Origin of the sequence: Lascolabacillus massiliensis, assembly GCF_001282625.1 — a bacterium.
Taxonomy (GTDB): domain Bacteria; phylum Bacteroidota; class Bacteroidia; order Bacteroidales; family Dysgonomonadaceae; genus Proteiniphilum; species Proteiniphilum massiliensis.
Genome location: NZ_CTEJ01000001.1, coordinates 272,693 through 296,501, shown reverse-complemented (window position 1 = coordinate 296,501; position 23,809 = coordinate 272,693). Strand labels below are relative to the sequence as shown.

Annotated in this window: 15 protein-coding genes and 1 pseudogene; 12 read left to right on the top strand and 4 right to left on the bottom strand. The window is 37.3% G+C overall.

The features are described 5' to 3' along the window. Positions 1 to 46: 46 nt before the first annotated feature. The 11 genes from BN1354_RS01220 (at position 47) to BN1354_RS01170 (ending at position 14,715) form a co-directional block, all read left to right on the top strand. Positions 47 to 1,210, top strand: a complete 1,164-nt coding sequence (locus BN1354_RS01220) for an IS4 family transposase (protein WP_053825997.1) — start codon at positions 47 to 49, stop codon at positions 1,208 to 1,210. A 417-nt stretch (positions 1,211 to 1,627) separates the two neighbouring features. Beyond that, positions 1,628 to 2,005 carry an HU family DNA-binding protein gene (locus BN1354_RS01215; RefSeq protein ID WP_045090077.1) on the top strand — a complete coding sequence of 126 codons (378 nt, stop codon included), beginning with the start codon at positions 1,628 to 1,630 and terminating at the stop codon, positions 2,003 to 2,005. Between the two features lie 18 nt (positions 2,006 to 2,023). Then, complete coding sequence (locus BN1354_RS01210; protein WP_154904803.1) at positions 2,024 to 2,653, top strand: hypothetical protein; 630 nt, start codon at positions 2,024 to 2,026, stop codon at positions 2,651 to 2,653. Positions 2,654 to 2,722: 69 nt separating this feature from the next. Then, positions 2,723 to 5,500: a hypothetical protein gene (locus BN1354_RS01205; RefSeq protein ID WP_053825995.1), complete on the top strand. Its 2,778-nt coding sequence runs from the start codon at positions 2,723 to 2,725 to the stop codon at positions 5,498 to 5,500. 137 nt (positions 5,501 to 5,637) lie between these two features. Further along, entirely contained in the window at positions 5,638 to 6,738 is a 1,101-nt protein-coding gene (locus tag BN1354_RS01200) for an OmpA family protein (RefSeq protein ID WP_053825994.1), read from the top strand. 202 nt (positions 6,739 to 6,940) lie between these two features. After that, the gene (gene pnp / locus BN1354_RS01195) at positions 6,941 to 9,076 is read left to right on the top strand and encodes a polyribonucleotide nucleotidyltransferase (RefSeq protein WP_045090080.1); all 2,136 of its coding nucleotides are present in this window, start codon (positions 6,941 to 6,943) and stop codon (positions 9,074 to 9,076) included. A gap of 228 nt (positions 9,077 to 9,304) precedes the next feature. Beyond that, on the top strand, positions 9,305 to 10,906 hold the full coding sequence (locus BN1354_RS01190) for a thiamine pyrophosphate-dependent enzyme (RefSeq protein ID WP_197271976.1): 1,602 nt from the start codon (positions 9,305 to 9,307) through the stop codon (positions 10,904 to 10,906). A 13-nt stretch (positions 10,907 to 10,919) separates the two neighbouring features. Beyond that, positions 10,920 to 11,495, top strand: a complete 576-nt coding sequence (locus BN1354_RS01185; protein WP_045090082.1) for an indolepyruvate oxidoreductase subunit beta — start codon at positions 10,920 to 10,922, stop codon at positions 11,493 to 11,495. A 1-nt stretch (position 11,496) separates the two neighbouring features. Then, positions 11,497 to 12,792, top strand: a complete 1,296-nt coding sequence (locus BN1354_RS01180; RefSeq protein WP_045090083.1) for a phenylacetate--CoA ligase family protein — start codon at positions 11,497 to 11,499, stop codon at positions 12,790 to 12,792. A gap of 42 nt (positions 12,793 to 12,834) precedes the next feature. After that, complete coding sequence (locus BN1354_RS01175; RefSeq protein ID WP_053825992.1) at positions 12,835 to 13,260, top strand: ACT domain-containing protein; 426 nt, start codon at positions 12,835 to 12,837, stop codon at positions 13,258 to 13,260. A gap of 252 nt (positions 13,261 to 13,512) precedes the next feature. Beyond that, positions 13,513 to 14,715, top strand: a complete 1,203-nt coding sequence (locus BN1354_RS01170) for an aminotransferase-like domain-containing protein (protein ID WP_053825991.1) — start codon at positions 13,513 to 13,515, stop codon at positions 14,713 to 14,715. Positions 14,716 to 14,826: 111 nt separating this feature from the next. Here the strand turns inward: BN1354_RS01170 and BN1354_RS01165 are convergent. From BN1354_RS01165 to BN1354_RS01150, 4 genes and pseudogenes are all read right to left on the bottom strand, one after another. Further along, positions 14,827 to 15,951: pseudogene (locus BN1354_RS01165) on the bottom strand (sodium ion-translocating decarboxylase subunit beta); the annotation flags it as partial. 86 nt (positions 15,952 to 16,037) lie between these two features. Further along, positions 16,038 to 17,939: a biotin/lipoyl-containing protein gene (locus BN1354_RS01160; RefSeq protein WP_045090087.1), complete on the bottom strand. Its 1,902-nt coding sequence runs from the start codon at positions 17,937 to 17,939 to the stop codon at positions 16,038 to 16,040. Positions 17,940 to 17,949: 10 nt separating this feature from the next. Next, complete coding sequence (locus BN1354_RS01155) at positions 17,950 to 18,204, bottom strand: OadG family transporter subunit (protein WP_053825990.1); 255 nt, start codon at positions 18,202 to 18,204, stop codon at positions 17,950 to 17,952. A gap of 286 nt (positions 18,205 to 18,490) precedes the next feature. After that, entirely contained in the window at positions 18,491 to 21,163 is a 2,673-nt protein-coding gene (locus tag BN1354_RS01150) for a calcium-translocating P-type ATPase, PMCA-type (RefSeq protein ID WP_053825989.1), read from the bottom strand. A gap of 424 nt (positions 21,164 to 21,587) precedes the next feature. Here BN1354_RS01150 and BN1354_RS01145 point away from each other — a divergent pair, with 424 nt between their 5' ends. After that, a complete protein-coding gene (locus BN1354_RS01145) occupies positions 21,588 to 23,744 on the top strand; it encodes an elongation factor G (protein ID WP_053825988.1) in 2,157 nt (718 codons plus the stop codon). Positions 23,745 to 23,809: the final 65 nt, after the last annotated feature.

Genomic DNA, 23,809 nt, shown 5'->3' with positions numbered 1-23,809 from the left:
TGACGATTTGAATTTTTATTTTTGTTCTTTTTATTATGAAGGAACAATGAACAAAGGCAAATTCGTGTATGCTCAGATTGTAGAATTCTTACCTCAGCGAGTTTTTGACACCATTGTCTTAAAGTATGATGGTAACAGATATGTAAAACATTTTACATGTTGGAATCAACTTCTTGTAATGGTGTTCAGGCAACTTACCAACCGTGACAGTTTACGTGATTTGATTGTGGCAATTGAAGCCCACAGCAGAAAAAGTTACCATCTCGGTTTTGGAAAAAGTGTTACCCGTAGTAATCTTTCAAAAGCAAATGAAAATCGCGATTATAGGATCTTTGAAGAGTTTGCTTATTATCTCATCGGAGTTGCCAGACAAAAGCTGGAAAACAATGATTTTGAGATAAAAGGTAAAGTCTATGCTTTCGATTCCACAACCGTCGATTTATGCTTGTCAGTATTCTGGTGGGCTAAGTTTCGCAAGAATAAGGGTGGAGTAAAAATCCACACTCTTCTGGATATAACCACACAAATACCGGTTTTTGTGCATATTACAACTGCTTCGGTTAATGACATGAATGCAATGGATGTAATTCCATATGAGGTGGATGCCTATTATATCTTCGACAGAGGATATGTTGATTACACCCGTCTTTATAGGATTACAAAACTGGAATCTTCATTTGTAGTCAGAGCCAAAAAGAACCTGAAGTTTGAAGTTAAGTCTCATAATCCGGTAGATGAAACTACAGGTGTCATGACCGATCAGACAGGTTTCTTGAAAGGATTCTACACATCTAAAGATTATCCTGAAAGCCTCAGGAGAGTTGCATTTTATGACAGGGATAAGAACACGACGCTCATATTCCTTACAAATAATTTTGAACTCACAGCCGATCAGGTTGCAATGCTTTATAAGAACCGTTGGCAAATAGAACTGTTCTTCAAATGGATCAAACAGCATCTAAAGATCAAATCTTTTTGGGGAACTTCCCGGAATGCGGTTAGAATCCAAATATACAGCGCAATTATCGCATATTGTTTGGTTGCGATTGTAGGACACGATTTACAAATCAAGCGAACAACTTACGAGATTTTGCAAATTTTAGGAATCTCTCTTTTAGATAGAACTCCTGTAAATGAACTATTTACCAATATAGATATCAATGATGTCAAAGATCGAAATGATAATCAACTGACGCTCAATTTATTTTAAGTGGACAGTAGTGTTTTTCAAACTAAAACAATAAATCAAACAAATTACATAAAATTGACTTTTTAGCACACGCTTTACATTATTTTTCAAACACTTACATATTTAAATGAGCAAATAGTGCTAATACCACTAAATGTTAAAGCGGATTTTGTCCTATAATTAATAAAATAAGTCCTAACTAGAGATGAGTTGAAAATGTATGTTTGCAAACAAAATAACAGTGCGGTCAAAAGGACACCTGAAAACTTGTAAACGTACGGAAACAGATTTAATGCAGATAGCAGGAAAAACAACAAACAGTCAGCAAGTTTCTTTTCAAAGGTCAAAAGAAATGCTCCGAACGGAACAAATATGAATTAAACACATAAAAGCGGTAGTATTCAACCTTTTAGCGAAATAAACAAAATAATAAAAAATATGAAGTATAGACTAATACAAAAAGCCAATCCTCTTGAACCTGATAGCAAACGGAAATGGTATGCCAGTCCTGTAAAATCAGGTACAATAAACAATTATCAGTTGAGTAAAGGGATTGCTTCAAAATCCTCAATGACCAGAGGAGCCGTATTAAATGTGATAGAGAATATGGTAGATGAGATTCCCCGATACCTGACTGAAGGATACAGCGTAAATCTAAACAACCTGGGCACACTGAGACTATCACTATCTAGTAAAGGTGTAAGTAAACCAGAAGATTTTAAAAGTGAAAATATCACAAATATGCGAGTAGTATTTACACCTTCACCTGAATTTAAAAAAACTTTACAAAACATAGAATTCGAACTATCAGAATAACCTTAAGGGAATATCTTAATGTCTGAACAGAAAATACATATTACAAGAAAGCTATTATCTAAAAGAAAGTCTTTATTGATGCATGGAGTGGGCTTCGTTACCGGCGATCCTACAATAGAACTCAGTTACCCATTCACATTTCATCCGGGGATGCAGGTAACAGTTACCGAACCAGGAGACTCTAAATGGATATATATGATGCTTCCCCTGGAAATGGGCAGTCTTATAACAGATATTAAAATAGCACATCACAGAACAGGGTTGAACAGTTATATATCACTAATCAGACTAATAGAGCAAAAAGAGCCAATATCAGCAACTGTTATATACAATGAAAAATTTACAAACGATATTCCTTCCACTTGTGTAATAAGCTCCGGATGCAGCACTATAGTGAATAAGAGCATTCTTCTGAAGGTCTGTATGAATTTCGCCAGTAAAGATGATATTATAGAGATAGGATCCGTGGAAATAAGATATATACCAACCTATGCAACACTTTCAAGTATAGATAAAAATGAACGTATTGAAGAAGAGCAGGAACAAATCTTCAAATTTAACGGAATCAGTAAAGAAACAGAAAAGCCTTTTCTATTAGAGCTTTTCTCTCAACGAAAAAAGAAAACAATACTAACATCGAAAAAGTAGAACAATTTCTAACAAATAGAAACACCTAGTGAAATATCTTAATTTATTATTTTTTAAATTTTTTAGTGTATGAAAAAAAAGTTATTTTTCAATTTTTTTGTCTTTGCAGTTATCGGTGCATTGGTTACAATGACATCTTGTAAAGATTATGATGATGACATCAGTGGTCTGGACAATCAGGTTACAGCAGTAAAAAGCGACCTTACTTCATTACAGTCAACTGTAACTGCAGCTCAGAGCGCAGCTACAGCTGCACAATCGTCTGCCAACGATGCTCTTGCAAAAGCTAACGAAGCATTAGCAGTAGCTCAGGCTGCAGGTGATTCAGAGTCTATCGCAGCTCTTGAAGAAGAGATTGAGGAACTCGTGGCTGAAATAGCTGATATTAAAGAAGAACTGGAAACGTTAGATGGTCTTGAAGCGCGTATTCAAGGTTTAATTGATGAACTGGAAACAGCACAAAATGCAAAGTTAGATGCTATTAAAGAAGATATTTTAGCAATAACTGAACAATTGGGCACCCTTTCATTTGCTAAGGTTAACAGTATGATCACTGAAGTATCTTTTGACTTCGTTTATGACGATTATGAAAGATACAGATTCCTTGATTACTCAACAACAACAGAAGTAGTTGATTACGTTTTCTCAACAGGAATCAACAATGCTATAACTTTTGTTGAAGGACAAAGACTTGCTTCTCAAGCTCAGAAGATTATTGTTAAGGTTAGTCCTGCAAATGCCGATTTGAGTAAAATGCTTGATCAAATTTCTTTGATTCGCGGAGATAACAATACAGAAATAAATAATTATCTGAAAGCTGTAAAAGCTGAACGTGCAAATCCATTATTGGTAGATCCATGGGGTGATTTTGCAACGATTACAACTCGTGCAACACCTACAGCTAACGGACTTTGGTATGTATGGTTTGAACTGTCTCAGACAGCTGATCTGGAAGAATTAGCAGAATTAACTTACGGTGAAGGTAAATATCTTGATTATGGAGTAGAAGAAGATTCTGAAGGTCATTATCTTTTCGCTTTAGTAATAGAAAACAGTGTTGATGAAGCTGAGGATGCTGACAGTCGCTTTATTATTTCAGACTTTGTAATTTCGATAAATACAAGTGAAGAATTTGATAGAGCTAGTGAGCTAGAATTTTTGGTTGATGAAACAGATGTTGCCGGAATCAATAACCGTGCGATTGATGGTAGTTTAAGTTTAAAAGAAGATGGTATTACTTATGAAGAATTGGTATGGGACGGCTATGCTCAACCAGTTATTACAGGTAACACTACAGTAGGTGATGATCGTTCTCAGGAACCTGTTTACCCAGCTGTTCAGGGTGTACCAATGAAAATTGAATTGACAGGCGAATATACTGAGTCTATCAGAGCTATGTATGTAACTCTTGATTTTAAAGAAAATGCTATCGAGTCTGCTCCTTCTGAGTGGAATGCATGGCAGAGCTACAGTTATTCAGGACTTAACACAGTTGTAGAAGGAACTGAAACCGAAATCGTTATCAATAACGCTAGTGCTATTAATGATATAATTGGTTTCCGTGTATTTGCTGTAAACTATGATGGAACATTAGTTGATCCTGATGGAAAAGCATTCTACGTAAGTCTTGGAGTAGAAGGTGCAGATTGGGGTACAGTTAATACTGTTATCACTCCTGTAGGTGAGGCAGTTGATGGTACAATATCAGCAAATGTTGCTAAAACTCTAACTGCTTTAACAGGTGCTGCAACTTATGAATGGACAACAGATGTAGATGAAAACGAAATTGAAGGTACACCTGCATTCCATGTTGTATTAAAAGATGCTGACGGTGAATTATTCTCAACTGATGGTGGTGATGTTACCAATGTAGATTTCGAAGATGTTACAACTATCCATACTGTACCTACAGCTTTAAGCTGGTTAGCATACGAAGATGATAAGGTATATAATGGTACACTTGTAATTAAGAATGGAACAGGTCATGTTATTGCTACATTAAAGGTTACATTCAAGAAAGAACTTCCTACAACTTCTCCTTCAGGTTTCTCTATCAAGACTAACCAATTAGGAAGTGATGGAATTTACAGAAGTTATTTAATACCAATGTTCGAAGATGTGGAAGATTGGACAGCACCAGATGCTACTCACGGTAGTATGGCACTTAGTCAAGTATTCAACTTTATAGGAGATGCTTTAACAGGTGTTGATAACTTTGATGTTATCTTTGCTAATGCCTTAAGAGTTAATGCTACTACAGTTGGTAACCTAATTGTTACTCCTGGAAATGAAACTTTAATTGTAGCCAAAGAATTTATCGATAATGAAACAGAACATGAAACATCTGTTGTTTACAATTATGGTGAAATCTCAACTGAACTTGAAGAAGGTGAAGACTATGTAATAGAAGTTGCAAACTTCCCAACTATATTTAGTAATATCTACAATGATACTTACTCTTGGAATTGGGCTACAAGAGCTCAATTAGGACTAGCTGCAAGTGATCCTCTGCCATATAATACTCAAATAGTTTATGGTTCTGATGTTACAATTGATTTAGCTCATATCTATGGTGTAAGTGAAAGAGATAATATTTACAACGCACCATTAAGCGAACCTTACAAGGGAAGCTTGGTATTAGAAGATGCTAAACTTTATAGCAATGGAACAGAAATTGAAGAGTACTTCACTGCTGAAATAGTTGGTGGCAATATTGTACTAACTCAAGCTTCTGATTCAACTAATCCTACTGCAAACGTGCTATCTACGCTTGTTATTACTATGTTAGATATGTACGGACATGAAGTAGTAATTGAACTTCCAATGACAGTTCTTACACGTAATTAATTAAGTTTAATTTAAATAATTTCTTAGTAGGAGGAAACCAATGTAGGTTCCTCCTACTTTGTTTAGTTAATAAGCATGGTGTCTGTTTTTAATAAAAAATGACCATTTTATTACACTTAATTTTTAAAACCTATAATATGAAGAAATTTATTTTTATGGTTGCTGCTTTCCTATTGTTATCTGTGGCAGCATTCTCGCAAGACAGAAAAATAAAAGAGGAGGGAAAAACTGAGTTTAAACCTCATGCTTTCCTTCAATTACAGGGTGGTGCAGCTCATACTCTGGGTGAGGTTGAATTTACAGACTTGCTTTCACCTGCTGCGGCACTTAACTTTGGATATAAATTTACACCTGCTTTCGGTATGCGCCTGGGTGCTTCGGGATGGCAAGGAAAAGGTGGCTGGGTTGCTCCTGCTCAACTCTACTCATTTAAATTTGTGCAGGCTAACCTGGATCTGATGCTCGATTTGAGGTCTATGTTTAGTGGATTTAACCCCGACAGAGTGTTTAATCCTTACCTGTTTGCCGGTGGTGCTTACGCTTATGGCTTCGAAAATGATGAGGCTAATGTGCTTAATACTGGTACTTATGACCTTGAATATCTTTGGCAGGACAATAAGGGTTTCCCGGGTGGAAGGTTTGGTCTTGGTTTTGATTTCAAACTGAGTGATGCTGTTTCTTTTATGATTGAGGGTAACGCTAACGTATTGTCTGACCACTTCAATTCAAAAAGGGCTGATAATCCGGACTGGCAGTTTAATGCTCTGGCTGGCTTTAAAATTAATCTTGGAAAATCATATACTCGTACTGAGCCTGTTTATTATGATCCTCCTGCTCCTGCACCAGCTCCTGCTCCTGCTCCTGCACCAACTCCAGCTCCCGCACCAGCTCCAGCTCCTGTTGTAAAGGAATTTCCTGCACTACCTGCTATCTATTTCAAATTTGACAGTGATGTAGTAGATGCTGAGGAATATGCAGAGGAACTTAATACCATTGTTTCTGTACTTAAGGAATTTGATGACACCAATGTGGTAATTACAGGATATACTGACCATTATGGTCCTAATGATTATAATGATGGTTTATCTCTGCGTCGTGCCGAGGCTGTCAAAAATTATCTCATAAAACAGGGTATTGCAGCTTCAAGAATGACTACTTCTGGTGAAGGTAAGGATCCTAAAACTTCGGGTAACGAAGCTTTGACTATCAAGGCTCGTCGTGTTGAAGTGGCAAAATAAGATTTCCCGGAAAATATAATTAAACATGTTACAATAACAGTACATACTTAAATTTATGTTCCGGAAAGCAGGAATGTCCTTATCAGGCATTCCTGTGTTTTTTTATCTGAGCAGTCAATTTTATAATTTCGATGTCCCATAAAACCAAAACTTTGTGTACCTTTGTGAGAATTTTATGTATAGAAAATAACATATTTTATTTATGACGAATCCAATAATTAAGCGTATCCAACTGTCAGACGGACGTGAGATAACGCTGGAAACGGGAAAGTTAGCTAAACAGGCTGACGGATCCGTTACGCTGCGTATGGGTGATACCATGCTGCTTGCAACTGTTTGTGCTGCCAAAGATGCTACACCGGGAACTGATTTTATGCCACTTCAGGTGGAATATAGAGAAAAATTTGCTTCTGCTGGACGTTTTCCCGGAGGTTTTCTGAAACGTGAAGGAAGACCTTCTGACTCTGAAATATTAACGAGCAGACTTATCGACCGCGTTTTACGTCCTCTTTTTCCTGATGATTATCATGCTGATGTTTTTGTGAACGTCATACTTTTCTCTTCAAATGGTGAAGATATGCCTGATGCACTGGCTGGTTTGGCTGCTTCTGCTGCTCTGGCTGTTTCTGATATACCTTTCAATGGACCAATCTCTGAAGTACGCGTTGCTCGTATTGATGGAAAGCTTGTTATAAATCCTACTTTCAAAGAGCTTCAAAAAGCCGATCTTGACATCATGGTTGGTGCCACCATGGATAATATTATGATGGTTGAGGGTGAAATGAATGAAGTGTCAGAAGCAGAGTTACTGGATGCTATCAAGTTTGCTCATGAGGAGATAAAAAAACATTGTCTTGTTCAGATCGAACTGACTGAAGCTGTTGGAAAAACTGTAAAACGTGAATATAGTCATGAAGATAAAGACGAAGAGTTACGCAAACTTGTTTGGGACACTTGCTATCAGCAAGCTTATGCTGTAGCAGCTTCTCAAAATCCAAACAAACATGAGCGTATTGATGCTTTTGAGGCTATTCTGAATAATTTTATTGAAACAATTCCTGAAGAGGAAAGAGAAGAGAAACTTCCTCTTATTTCTCGTTATTATCACGATGTGGAAAAAGAGGCAATGCGCCGCTGTATTCTGGATGAGGGCAAACGACTTGATGGTCGTAAAACTACCGAGATTCGTCCTATCTGGAGTGAAGTTGACTTTATTCCGGGACCTCACGGTGCTGCACTGTTTACACGTGGTGAAACTCAATCACTTACAACTGTAACGCTTGGCACCAAACTGGATGAGAAAATGGTAGATGATGCTTTGGTACATGATACCGACCGCTTCCTGCTGCATTACAACTTCCCTCCTTTCTCAACAGGCGAAGCTCGTCCACAACGAGGCACCGGCCGTCGTGAAATAGGTCACGGTAATCTTGCAAACAGAGCTCTTAAGAGAATGATACCTGATGATTACCCATATGTTGTACGTGTGGTTTCTGATATTCTTGAATCAAATGGTTCTTCGTCAATGGCTACTGTTTGTGCAGGTACTCTTGCCCTTATGGATGCAGGAGTTAAGATTAAGAAACCAGTAAGTGGTATAGCAATGGGTCTTATCTCTGAAAACAAAGGTCAGAAGTATGCTATTCTTTCTGATATTCTTGGAGATGAGGATCATCTTGGTGATATGGACTTCAAGGTATGCGGTACTCTTGACGGGATAACTGCTACTCAGATGGATATTAAAGTAGATGGTCTATCTTATGAGATACTCGAAGAGGCTCTGGCACAGGCAAAAGCTGGCCGTGAGCATATCATGAGTAAAATGATGGAGACCATCTCTGAACCACGTGCAGATATGAAACCTCATGCTCCACGTATCGAGGTGATAGAAATCCCTAAAGACTTTATAGGTGCTGTAATTGGACCAAGCGGAAAAATTATACAGGGCATTCAGGAAGAGACAGGAGCTACTATCACTATTGAAGAGGTGAATAATAAAGGTCGCGTTGAAGTATCTGCTACTAATAAAGCATCAATCGATGCTGCAATGAACAAAATTAAAGGTATCGTTGCTGTTCCTGAAGTAGGTGAAGTTTACAAAGCAACTGTAAGATCAGTAATGCCTTATGGTTTATTCTGTGAATTCCTCCCAGGCAAAGATGGATTGTTGCATATTTCTGAAGTTGACTGGCAAAGATTTGAGTCTATCGAGGATACCGGTATAAAAGAGGGTGATAAGATAGATGTTAAATTGATTGATATCGACTCCAGATCAGGTAAATTTAAACTTTCACGTAAAGTTTTATTACCACGTCCTGCAAAGGAAGATAAAAATTAGAATTTAAGGGTAAGCATACTTTTTACTTATTATATAAGCGAATCTCAAAAGGATTCGCTTTTTTTGTGTGTTTAAATTGAATGCTTTGTTTCGTCTGGAAATGCAACTTTATAATCTAATCTTCTATCTTTTTGATCATTTATAGCGTTAATACTTTATTTTTAGTAATTTTGTAATCATAAACCTCGTTTTACTTATAAAACGAATTATTAACACAGGTTTTTATTAATAATAATGAAACAACTACTTCTAGGTGCTGAGGCGATTGCTCAGGCAGCTTTGGATGGAGGTATATCAGGTGTTTACGCTTACCCGGGCACTCCATCTACTGAGATAACGGAATTTATTCAAAAATCTCCACAAAGTACAAAAACCAGAGTTCGTTCATCATGGTCGGCTAACGAGAAAACAGCTTATGAATCTGCTCTTGGCATGTCCTATGCAGGTAAAAGGAGTTTGGTCTGTATGAAGCATGTTGGACTAAACGTTGCCGCTGATGCTTTTATGAACTCATCTATTACAGGTGTAAATGGAGGATTGGTAATTGTTGTTGCCGATGACCCATCAATGCACTCATCTCAGAATGAACAAGATAGCAGGGTTTATGGTAAGTTTGCAATGATTCCTGTACTTGAACCATCTAATCAGCAGGAAGCTTACGACATGACCAGATATGGTTTTGATTTGTCGGAGAAAATGGAATTACCTGTACTATTACGTATTCCAACACGTTTGTCGCATTCACGATCGGTTGTTATCAGACAGAACCCTCGCGAACAAAACGACCTTAATCCTTCTCCTATAGATGGTAAGTGGATATTGTTGCCAGCAAATGCCCGCAAGAACTATCAGGGATTACTTAAAAAACAGGAGACATTAATCTCACTTTCTGAAAAATCCAGGTTTAACAGAGTTATTGAGGGTATTGGCTCCAGTGCTGTTATAGCTTTTGGAATAGGGTTTAATTATGTAATGGAGGTAATTGATGCATTCAGATTAAATACTCCTGTTCTAAAGATATCTCAATATCCTATGCCAAAACAAACTATCAGGGAGTTTTGTGACAGATACTCAGAAATACTTATTGTAGAAGAGGGTTATCCTGTACTTGAAGAGCTTCTGAAAGGTTATCTGGGAAATAAAAAGTTTCGCGGGAGACTGGATGGCATATTGCCAAGAACAGGGGAACTATCTCCAAATGTTATTGCAAAAGCATTAGGAGTAAAATCTTCTAGTATTCAGAATGTGCCTGATATTGTTGTAGGCAGACCACCTATGCTATGCCAGGGTTGTAGTCACCGTGATCTTTTTGAAGCTATCAATATGGTAATGGAAAACTATTCACAGAAACAGATATTTGGTGATATTGGTTGTTATACTTTGGGTGCGCTTCCCCCTTATAGTAGTATAAGTACATGTGTTGATATGGGTGCCTCGATAACAATGGCTAAAGGGGCTGCTGATGCGGGAATGCGACCGGCAGTATGTGTTATTGGCGACTCCACTTTTACTCACTCGGGGATGACCGGCTTGCTCGATGCTGTTAATGATAAATCTCCTGTGACAGTAATTATTTCGGATAATGATACTACAGCAATGACCGGTGGTCAGGATTCTGCCGGTACAGGCAAATTCTTCGACATATGCAAAGGTATAGGTGTTGAAGAGGATCATATAAGAGTAATTAAACCTCTGAAAAAAAATCTCGAGGAGAATATTGCTATTCTTCGGGAGGAGTTTGAATATAACGGTGTCTCTGTAATTATTTCTCAGAGGGAGTGTGTTCAGACATTAAAAAAGAACAGGAAACAGGCAATTGAAATTGAGTAACTTAAAATTATAAATGCAAAAAAATATTATTATAGCTGGTGTGGGAGGCCAAGGGATACTTACTATTGCCTCTATTATTGACCTGGCAGCAATGAACCTGGGACTAAACCTTAAGCAGGCTGAAGTACATGGAATGAGTCAGCGTGGTGGTGCTGTAGAATCTCATTTGCGTATATCATCTAAAGAAATATACTCTGATCTTATACCTCTTGGAAAAGCTGATCTGATTCTTTCTATTGAGCCTATGGAATCTCTTAGATACCTCCCTTTTTTATCTCCGGAAGGTATAATTGTAACTACAACTGAACCGTATGAGAATATTGGTAACTATCCCGATATTGATGATTTGCTAAACAATATCAGGATGTCTGCAAAACATCTTTTAGTTGATGCAAAAATAATTGCTCAGGAAGCAGGTGGTTCCAAAACATACAATATTGCAATGCTTGGTGCTGCATCTCCATATTTGGGAATTGAGACTGAAGAACTGGAAAAAGCAATTGAAATTTTCTTCAAAAGGAAAGGTGATAAAATAGTGGAAATGAATCTGAAAGCTTTCAGATTAGGTATTGAAAAATGTAAGAATTAAAATGATCTGGAACCGTGAAATAGAGTGTGCCGAAAGGGAACAGATGCAGGAATTGCAAAGTAGCAAGTTTAACTGCATGGTAAAACGCATGTATAATAATGTGCCGTTTTACAGACTGAAATTTGACGAAATTGGTCTTAAACCTGATGATATAAAAGATATTGAGCAGCTAAAAGATCTGCCATTTACTACAAAAAATGATCTTAGAGATAACTATCCATTTGGCTTGTTTACAGTACCTCAGAGTGATGTGGTAAGAATCCATGCTTCCAGCGGTACAACAGGAAAGCCAACTGTTGTAGGTTATACTCATTCGGATATAGAGGTATGGGCTGAGGTGGTTGCCAGAAGTCTTACCATGGCTGGTATTCACAGTGGTGACACTATTCAGATTGCTTATGGCTACGGTCCTTTTACGGGTGGTCTGGGACTTCATTACGGAGCTGAGAAGATAGGTGCAACTGTAATTCCAATTTCCACTGGTAATACTAAGAAACAGCTTCAGTTTATGACTGATTTCAAAGCTACAGTGCTCGCTTGTACTCCATCTTATGCTGCTCATCTGGGTGAATGCATAGCAAATGATGGAATCTCTCCGGATGATATTAAGCTGCGTATTGGTGTTTTTGGAGCTGAACCATGGACTAATGAGCTAAGATGTCAGATTGAGAATCTACTGAGTTTGAAAGCTTTTGATATTTATGGTTTGAGTGAAGTGATCGGACCAGGAGTATCAATGGAATGTGAATGTCAATGTGGCAATCATGTGTTTGAGGATCATTTTATTCCAGAAATTATCGATCCTGAAACTCTTGAAGTTTTGCCTGACGGTGAGATTGGTGAACTTGTATTCACAACTGTGAGTAAAATGGCAATGCCTTTGTTAAGATATCGCACAAGGGATTTAACCAGGTTGCACAGAGAGAAATGTGATTGTGGACGTACTCTTGTCCGAATGGAAAAATGTCTTGGAAGAACTGACGACATGCTGATTATAAGGGGTGTGAATGTATTTCCTTCACAGATTGAATCTGTACTTATGGATATGTCTGAAATAACTCCTCATTATCAAATAATTGTGCGTCGTGAAAACAACCTTGACACTATGGAGATTTTGGTAGAGGTTGATCAGAAAAATTGGTCAGATAGTATTCGTGAACTCGAAGGTATAAGAAGGCGTATTGATAATAATATAAAAAGTATGCTTGGTATAGGAGCTAAGATCAGGTTAGTGGAACCAAATACGATTGAACGATCAGAAGGTAAAGCTAAAAGGGTTATTGACTATAGGAAATGATTGGAATAAGATACATAAAAATAATATATAAAATCAAAAATAATGCATATCAAACAACTCTCTGTTTTTCTGGAAGATAGGTCGGGGCGACTAACAGAACTTACCCGAATACTGGCAGTCAATGATATCAATATTACAGCTTTGAGTGTAGCAGAGACTGCAGACTATGGTATAGTGCGAATGGTTGTTGGCAGACCTGAACTTGCAAAGGATGTTCTCGAGAAAGCGGGCTTTTCGATCGGACTGACTGATGTTGTTTGCGTAAATATGCCTGACCAGCCGGGATCGCTTTACCGCATTCTGGAGATTCTTACTGATGAGGGTATTAATGTTGATTACATGTATGCTTTCTCGAATAATGATGTTGCTCTTGCTGTTATAAGGTCTGCTGATATTCAACGTGTTACGGAAGTGCTTGAGAAGAATCGACTTAAGCTGCTTTCTCAAAGCGATATTTACCAACTATAGAATGACTTAATTTAAATGCTTTGGCAAGTTTTTTCTGCGTCAATTAGAATTGTGATGTTTTTTTGAAGTCTCAACTAATTCTTTCGGGTACCCATTCTGTGAAATGAGTGTTAAATTTGATTTACTGTTTGAACGAAGTGAGTTTAAATCAAATAGCGAATGAACAGCTAATGGGTGAGAGAATTAGTGTAAACTAGAAAAAATATGACAATTCTATAGAAGAAAAAACGAACAGATAATAAAATAAGAAATATGACTAGATTTTCAAGCAGCGTAGCTGAACTGCGCTCTTCAGAAATACGCGATCTAATGAGCCTTGCAACTTCACCAGATATGATTTCTTTTGCAGGTGGAATGCCGGGTAATGAATTGTTCCCATTGAATAAAATAGATAAAATATTAAACTCTCTCTGTGAAAAAGAGAAACAGGTTGCATTGCAGTATGGACCAACCACAGGACTCCCTACCCTACTAGAATCGTTGTCGGAATGGCTTGAGAAAAAAGGATTGCCTGTTAAATCCAACAAACTTATTATAACTACAGGCTCTCTGCAAGCAATAAATATTTTGGCAAAGGCATTTCTTGACCCGGGAGATTCTGTAGTGGTAGAAACACCAAGCTTTATAGGGGCTCTCTCTGCATTCAGATCTTATCAGGCTAATCTTGTTACTGTTCCCTTGAATGGCGATGGAATGGATATTAAACTGCTAAAAGATAGGATAAATTCCTCTTCAGTTAAGCCTAAATTTTTATATTACTCTCCAAATTTTCATAACCCTGCGGGAATAGTTTATTCCGAAGAGGTAAAAAAAGAGATGATCGACGTACTAAGAAATCAGGAAATCCCTATAATTGAAGATGATGTATATAGTGACCTCTATTTTTTTGAAGAGGATAGACCTAAAATGAAACTGATTAAGTCAATGGATCCTGAAGGTATAGATGTCTGCTTTACCGGTTCATTTTCAAAGATACTGGGTCCTGGTCTTCGTCTAGGCTGGATGCTAGTTCCTGATAATATATATCAGAAGTGTGAATTGATAAAGCAGTCAATTGATGCATGCTCTCCAAGTATATCACAGGTTGTTGCTGATAAATTCATCCGTGAAGGTCATATTGATGCCTATATTTCTGAAGTCAGAGAGGAGTATAAAAAACGTGGACTAGCAATGATTGATACTCTGGAGAAATGTTTACCTGAAAGTGTTTCTTTCGAAAAACCTAGAGGAGGGTTTTATACATGGTTACAACTACCTGAGGGATGCGATGCAACAGATGTACTGAAAAAGTCTATTGAAAAAGGAGTGGTATTTGTGACAGGTAAAACTTTCGACCCTGATGGAATTAAAAATGATCATATACGTATATCATTCTGCAATACGGATGTTGAAACGATTAAAAATGGGGTGCCGGTTATTGCTGAAGCAATTAGAGATATTATGAATCTTGCATGAATTTAATGAATAATAATTGATTGTTTAACAATAAAAACGGTTCCAACTATAATAGTTGAAACCGTTTTTATTTTCTAATGATATGAATATTATCTGGTTATTCAAACAATCTTAGCTTAAGAAGGCTATCAGGACTCCTGCTGCAACTGCTGATCCTATTACACCAGAAACGTTACTGGACATACAGTACTGCAGAATATGATTTGATTTGTCATATTTAAGTGCAACATCGTTAGCAACACGTGAGGCCATTGGTACGGCACTTAGCCCGGTTGCTCCTACAAGTGGATTGATCTTTTTCTTAGATCCCTTATTATATAACTTAACTGTAAGTATACCTCCGGCTATTGAGATAGCGAAAGCAAAGAGACCAAGAACTAGAATCCCTATAGTCTCCCATCTCAGGAACACCTCTGCAGGCATAGTTGCACCAACACAGACTCCCAAGAATACGGTAGCCGTGTTCATAATTGGACCAGAGGCTGCATCTGCCAGACGTGCTGTGTTGGGGCCAATCTCTTTCAGCAGATTACCAAGCATTAGCATACCTATAAGTGGTGCAGCAGATGGAACAAGTATTGCTACAACTAATGTAAGAACTATAGGGAATAAGATTTTTACTGTTCTTAAGTGCTTGATTTCGTATTTAGGTGGATATAGTTTATCTTGCTTCTTCATATTGATCATGAAATCATCTTTGGTCATTAGCAATTTTGCAACACCGGGAATGATTACCGGAACCATTGCCATATAAGAATATGCAGCAATTGCGATTGGACCTAACAAGTGAGGTGCCAGCTTTATTGTAGTATAAATTGCGGTAGGTCCATCAGCACCTCCAATTATACCCATCGAAGCTGCTTCAGGCAATGTATAACCCATTATAACAGCAAGGAGTACAACTGTAAAGATACCTATCTGCGCTGCACTGCCAAAAAAAGCAAGCTTCAGATTTCTAAGCATTGGGCCAAAGTCAGTTAATGCTCCCACACCCATAAAAATTATAGGTGGAAGAAGACCCGATTTGATCAGTGAATAGTAAAGAAAATTGATTATTCCATATTCACTTGCAATCTCCGGGAGGTTCATCAGACTCCCGTCAGCCTCGACAACCATACTGCTTTCAACTACTGCCAGTCCAGCTCCCGGCAAATTAGCAAGTAGTACCCCAAAGCCTATTGGTACAAGCAGTAGTGGCTCGTACTCCTTAAATATACCCATATATAAAAGGATACCTGAGATAATCCACATTAGTACAGTGCCCCACTCTACAAATGCAAAACCTGTTACATCAAGAACGTTATTAAAGAATTCTATCATTACTACTGCAATTTAATAAGTATATCATCCTCATCAACTGTATCACCATTTGCAAAACATATCTCAGTCACAGTTCCATCCACCTCTGAAGCAATTGCATTGTATGTCTTCATAGATTCGATGTATCCAATAATATCATTTTTTTTCACTTTATCTCCAACCTTTATAGCAGTTTCACTCGAATCTTTTGTAAGGAAGAATTTTCCTTCCAGCGGAGAAGGTATCTCTTTTAGCTGGCCTGTTGACTGCACTACTACTGGTGCAGGAGCTGACTCTGCAGGTTTAGCTGCAGTTGGTGCCTGACTTATTGTGCCATTTCCGTTATCTGGATAATTTATGTGAACCACATACTCCTCTTCATCAATATTAACAACTAGTGTTTTTGGTTGGAATCCATTTCCGTTATAAGCAGGAACAGTATTGATTGATTCAGAAGCTTCTTTTTCGGCTTTCCTTTTTGCAATATCTTCATCAAATTCTCGTTTTGCATCACCTGATTTATATGCCCTGTACTGTTCTGGATGCATTGCAAGTTCGAATAGCTCTTCGTCATCCAGACCAGTGTCCCAGTTTTTCTTTTCCATCTCTGCACGGTACTCATCCAGTTGATCTGGATAAAGATCCTGTGGGTTACCTGTATAAAACTCAAGGCCTTTGCTTTTAGCCATCTCTATTATCTCAGGTGCAGGATCCACCGGAAGTTTACCTGTTTTGCCGAGTATCATATCCCACACATTATCAGCAATCATAGACCAGCGCTTTTTACCTTTCTCAAGCTGAAGTACGTTCATTAGCGCAAGGTTTTTAACATATTGACTATAAGGTGTCACCAATGGAGGATATCCCACCTTTGGCCATACATATGTTACTTCTTCAAAAAGCTTAATCATCAAGTCATCTTGAGTAAGTTCATTCTGATTATGCTTCCTTTTCCACTTGTTAATTGAAGCTAGGTTATTTTCAAGATCAGACATCAAACTACCCATCATTCCACCTGGTAAACCGGGACCTATAAGAAGCGAATTCATCATCCTGTTCTTTGGATTTATGTAGTATCCTAAGAAATCATCCATATATTTCTGTGTGAGGGTACGCACTTTCATATATGCATTCATGTTGATCTTTGGCACATTAAATCCGGCATCTTTCAACATTGCCTGTATTGCAAGAATATCTGCATGCCCTGTTCCCCATGAAAGTGGCTCCATACCTGCATCAATATAATCTGCTCCGGCATAAGCCGCTTCAAGAATTGAAGCCATCTGGAAACCGGGTCCGGCATGACCGTGATATTGAATAACTGTTTTTGGGTGACGCGCTTTTATATTCTTGATTATTTTCCCAATACTTGCAGGACGTCCAACACCTGCCATATCTTTAATACATATCTCATCTGCACCCATTTCAATAAGGGTGTCAGCAAGCTGAGTATAATATTCAACTGTATGTACAGGAGATACTGTGATACATAATGCTGCCTGAGAAATCATTCCGGCCTCTTTTGCATATTTAATAGAGTTTTCAAGATTTCTGGGATCATTAAGACCATCAAATGAACGAGCAATGTCAGTACCCTGTTTTTTCTTAACATGAAACATCAGTCTGCGTACATCAGCTGGTACAGGACTCATACGAATAGCGTTAAGTCCACGCTCTAACATATGCGTTTGTATACCGGCATCATTAAATGGTTGTGTCCATTCACGAACAGATTTATTTGGGTTTTCACCAAAAAGAAGATTTATCTGCTCAAAACCTCCTCCATTGGTTTCTATACGATCAAAACACCCCATATCTATGATTGCAGGAGCAACCTCTGTAAGTTGTTCAACCGTCGGCACATATTTTCCCGACGATTGCCACATGTCTCTATAGAGAAGACTGAATTTAATCTCTTGTGCCATATATTATTTATTATTTCTTTTTTTGAATTGATTCTACTCTGCCCTGTCCTTGTGTTATCACGTCAACTGCAGCTGTTATGGCTGCAATTTTTCTTGTATTTGTTTTCTTATTCTTTTTTATGGTACCATCATTTCTATTATCTTTTACATATTTATTGGTTAAGGTTATGATCATTCCACCAAGTAGTACAACTAGCCATAAAACTATAACAACCATAATCATACCAATAAACAATAAGCCTAATGCGGTTCCAAGATTTTCCATACGTATCTTACTTAAATTAAATAATTGAAGTTTCTCTAACCTAATTTCTCTTCAGTGATTTTCCATAACCTCAATTTAAATTGAAAGGAATAGGGACATTTTTATGAGAGAGTGTAAGTTTCTAAATTCAAAATTACAAATAATATTCGAAATTATGCACGAAAGGCTTCAAATTGTGCATTAATAAACAAAATTTAAGACATATTTCTTAAAATAGATAATCAGCTTTCTGTAATCATATTTTTATTTCAGAAAGCTGATAAAAATTAAAGCGTTAAATTAATTTTCAATATTCATCTACTGTATGATTCCATTTGAATAGCTTCATAAACTCAACTACAACAATAGGAACAATTGAAAGTGCAGTTACATATAACCAGTGAACAGCATCCATTTCTACTACACCAAAGATATTTCTTAAAACAGGAATAAGTAATACAGCCATCATTAACAAAGCAGAAGCAAGTATCGCCAGTATTAAGTTTTTATTACTTGCAAGACTTGTTCTAAAGGATGATAATTTATTTGAATGCAAGTTTCTTACATGGAACAATTGAGAAAAGGCAAGTACTGCGAAAGCCATTGTTTGACCAAGTACCTGTCCACCATCATTACATCCTATATAATAAGCTGCAAGTGATATTAGTCCTATTGCTGAACCTTGATAGACAATACGCCAGATCATCCCTTTTGAAAAGAAACCTCTCTTTGGATCACGTGGTTTTCGTGTCATAACATCTTTTTGAGCCGGATCCATACTTAAGGCAAGTGCAGGAAGACTGTCAGTTACCAGATTTACCCATAATATGAGAATAGGTGATAATGGATTACCTAAATTAAGGATTGCAGCAATAAATATCAGCAGTACTTCACCCATATTGGCAGAAAGAAGAAACTGAATTACTTTGAGTATATTATCATAAATACGACGACCCTCTTCTACCGCAGTTACTATAGTTGCAAAATTATCATCGGTAAGCACTACATCTGACGCATCCTTAGCTACTTCGGTACCAACAATTCCCATTGCTACACCTATATCTGCCTGTTTTAGTGCAGGTGCATCATTTACACCATCACCGGTCATCGCAACAATATCACCATGACTTTGCCAGGCTTTTACTATTCGCACCTTATGCTCAGGGGCAACTCGTGCATACACTGAGTAATCGCGTACATTGCGAGTAAGCATCTCATCATCCGTTTCCTCTAAATCGCTGCCGGTAACAGCTTTGTCACCCACTTTAAATATACCTATCTCATCAGCAATTGCAATGGCAGTAACTTTATGATCGCCTGTAATCATTACAGGACGAATACCTGCAGTCTTGCATTTTTTTACAGCATCTACAACCTCAGGCCTTGCAGGGTCTATCATGCCAAGCAGACCGATAAAGATCAGATCTTTTTCAATATTTTCTGAATTTACATCTTCAGGAATCTCATCTATATCTTTATATGCTACTGAGAGTACTCGCAGAGCTGATTGCCCCATATTGGTGTTCTCTTTACGAATGGTCTCTATATCCTCTTTAGTAATTGGTCTTATATTACCATGTATAAGAATTCGTGAAGTCACATCAAGTACTTCATCCAATCCACCTTTAACATTTACACGATAAGCATCATTTTCCATCCTGTTTATGGTAGTCATCCTTTTCCTCTCTGAATCAAAAGGTACTTCGCTGATTCTGGGGAATTTTTTTTCTATTTCATTTTTATTGACACCTAGTTTAAGTGCAATATCAACTATAGCTGTTTCAGTAGGATCTCCGGAAAGTTCATGATCTCCATTAGGTAAAATTTTAAGATGCGAGTCGGTGCACAAAAGTGAGCAATGCAGTAAAATATTTTCATCATCATCCTGTTCTTCCGGAAGAGGCAGGTTTCTAAAATTAATTTTATTGCCACCTGCCCAGCCTTCAACAACTGTCATTTTGTTCTGTGTAAGAGTTCCGGTTTTATCTGAGCAGATTACAGTAGTACTACCAAGAGTTTCAACAGACGGTAAAGTACGTACTATCGCATTCTTTTTAACCAGTCGCTGTACTCCAATTGCCAGAACAATTGTGGACACAATTTGAAGACCTTCGGGAATGGCTGCCACTGCAAGGCTAACTGACATCATTAACATTTCTAACCAATGATTACCATATATAATACCAATTACAAATATTACTGTACAGATAACCAAAGCTACATACCCTAAAACTTTTCCAAGCTGGCCAAGTCGTTTACTCATAGGTGTTTCTGTTGCCTCCGTGGATTGTAGCATATTAGCAATCTTTCCAACTTCGGTATTCATTCCGGTGCCTACTATTACTCCTCTTCCGCGACCATAAGTGACTATACTGGTTGAGAATGCCATGTTTGTTCTGTCACCCAGAGTTATATCACTACCTTCAAGTGTGGATTCAATCTTATCAACCGGAACTGACTCTCCCGTAAGAGCAGATTCCTGCACTTTTAAGTTGAATGCTTCAATAAGTCTCATATCAGCGGGAATAATATCTCCTGTATCAAGGACTACAATGTCACCTGGTACAATTTCTGTGGAATCTATCTCTTCAATCTGTCCCTCACGCATAACTTTTGTGCGTGGAGAACTCATTTTATTTAATGCCTCTAATGAAGTTTGTGCTTTTCTCTCTTCTACTGTACCAATTATTGCATTAAGTAACAATATTGCAATTATAACAAAAGATTCTACAAGCCCTTCTCCTTCCATAACCCCAATAACTCCTGACACAATAGCTGCTATAAGTAATATAGCCACCATACTGCTTTTGAACTGTTCAAGAAAAACTGAAAGTAATGATTTTTGTTTTTTTGAAGCTAATTTATTGAGACCATATTTTTCTCTGCGTTTTTCTATTTCTGTTTCTGAAAGCCCCATTTCAGGATTAACTCCGAATTTTTGTAATACCTCTTCAGCTGATTGGGTATAAAATTGTTCCATCTGTATTAATTTTAATTTTTATACTACTGATTTTGATGACAAAAATGGTCTGCCACATGAAATTGGTTCCACATTTTCTCAAAGTACAATATGATAAACAATATGATTATAACAGTAGTTTAGATGTTCATTTATTTAACATTTAGGTACATTTTATAACAGAGTATATGTTATATAACATAAGGGCAACATTTTTCTTTGTCACTCGTTTTGTATAAATTGCAGGTCAATAAATAAAGTTATGACTTTGCCGGTCTTAATAGACGCAAAGTCTTTTTTAATACTAAATATCTAACTAAAAACAGAGAATTGGAAAAACTAATAAACTGACAAACATAGACCTGAGATCAATTAATCATTTAAATTTATTGAATTACTTTGAATACAATTTGAATAATCTAATTAATTAAAATATTTTCTTATCATGAAAGTTTACAAAACAAACGAAATTAAAAACATAGCCCTGATTGGAAATTCAGGGTCAGGTAAGACCACTTTCGCTGAAGCAATGCTTTTCGAGAGTGGTCTGATAAGACGTCGCGGTACAATAGAAGGAAAAAACACAGTAAGTGATTATTTTCCGGTTGAAAAGGAGTACGAATACTCTGTATTCCCATCTGTAATTTCATATGAATGGAAGGATAAGTTAATGAATTTCATTGACTGTCCGGGTTCAGACGATTTTGTTGGTGGTGTTGTTACCGCTCTTAATGTTACAGATTTGGCTTTAATGCTTATTGATGCAGCAGATGGCGTGGAAGTTGGAACTATAAACCAGTTTCGTTATGTTGATGAACTAAAGAAGCCTGCTGTAATACTTGTTAACGGAATGGACCATGAAAAAGCTGATTATGAAAACACATTATCCAGCCTGAAAGAAGTATATGGAAATAAAATTGTTCCTGTTCAATATCCAATTGGTAATGGAGCAGCATTTAATGGCATCATTGATGTTCTGAAACAGAAGTATTACCATTGGGAACCGGGAGCCACTGCACCTGCAGTACTTGAAATACCAGAAAACGAAAAAGAAAGAGCTGCAGAATATTATCAGGTTCTATTGGAAGCTGCAGCAGAAAATGATGAAGGACTGATGGAGAAATTCTTCGATCAGGGAACTTTAACAGAAGAAGAGATGCGTGACGGTATACATAAAGGTATGCTAAATCACAGTTTGTACCCGGTTTTTTGCGCTTCTGCAGAAAAAAATATGGCTGTTCATCGCATAATGAATTTCCTGAGTATGGTTGCTCCATCTCCAGATGATATGCCTGCACCTAAGAACTCAGATGGTGTGGAGGTTGCTCCGGACTCTTCTGCTCCTACAAGTCTGTTTTTCTTTAAAACCACCGTTGAACCTCATATTGGAGAAGTAAGTTACTTCAAGGTTATGTCGGGAGTAGTTAAAGAAGGAGATGATTTTACAAACACAAACCGTCAGTCAAAAGAGAGACTTGCACAGATTTTCACAGTTGCTGGACAAATGCGTAATAAAACAGAACAGCTTCAAGCAGGAAGCATTGGTGTTGCTGTTAAACTTAAAGATGTACGCACTGGTAATACATTAAATGCTAAAGGATCTGATCATATATTCAACTTTATTAAATATCCGGAACCACGTTATAGAAGAGCTATAAGGGCGCTTAACGAATCGAATTCCGAGAAAATGAATGAAGCTCTGAATCGCATGCGTGAAGAGGATCCAACATGGATTGTAGAAATATCAAAAGAACTTAAACAGACAATTGTATCTGGACAGGGTGAGTTCCACCTTAAAACACTCAAATGGCGTATTGAAAACAATGATAAAATAGAAATTGAATTTCTTGAGCCAAAAATACCATATCGTGAAACTATAACAAAAGCTGCACGTGCTGACTATAGACACAAAAAACAGTCAGGTGGTGCCGGACAGTTTGGTGAAGTTCATCTTATTATTGAACCTTATACAGAAGGTATGCCATTACCTGAAATTTATAAATTCAATGGTCAGGAATTTAAGATTCAGAATAGAGATACACAAGTTATAAATCTTGACTGGGGTGGTAAACTTGTATTTGTAAATAGTATTGTTGGAGGTTCAATTGATGCAAGATTCATGCCTGCAATTTTAAAAGGAATCATGGGTAGAATGGAACAAGGTCCTCTGACAGGATCTTATGCCCGAGATGTCAGAGTAATTGTTTACGATGGTAAAATGCACCCGGTTGACTCAAATGAAATCTCTTTCATGCTTGCAGGTAGAAATGCATTCAGTACTGCCTTTAAAAACGCCTCACCTAAAATACTTGAGCCAATATATAATGTAACAGTTTCTGTTCCCGGCGATTATATGGGTGATGTTATGAGTGACCTTCAGGGACGTCGTGCAATTATCATGGGTATGGAAAGTGAAAAGGGATTTGAAAAATTGAATGCTAAGGTTCCTTTAAAGGAGATGAACACCTATTCAACTTCATTAAGTTCTATTACCGGTGGTAGGGGTTCATTCTCAATGAAATTTGCAAGTTATGAGCTTGTTCCTTCAGATGTACAGGAAAAACTTCTTAAAGAGTACGAAGAACAGGAGAAGGAGGATTGATATTTTCATTTTAATGTGGTTATCTTTCTAAGATAAAAGCATTTTAATTTTATAAATAAAACAGG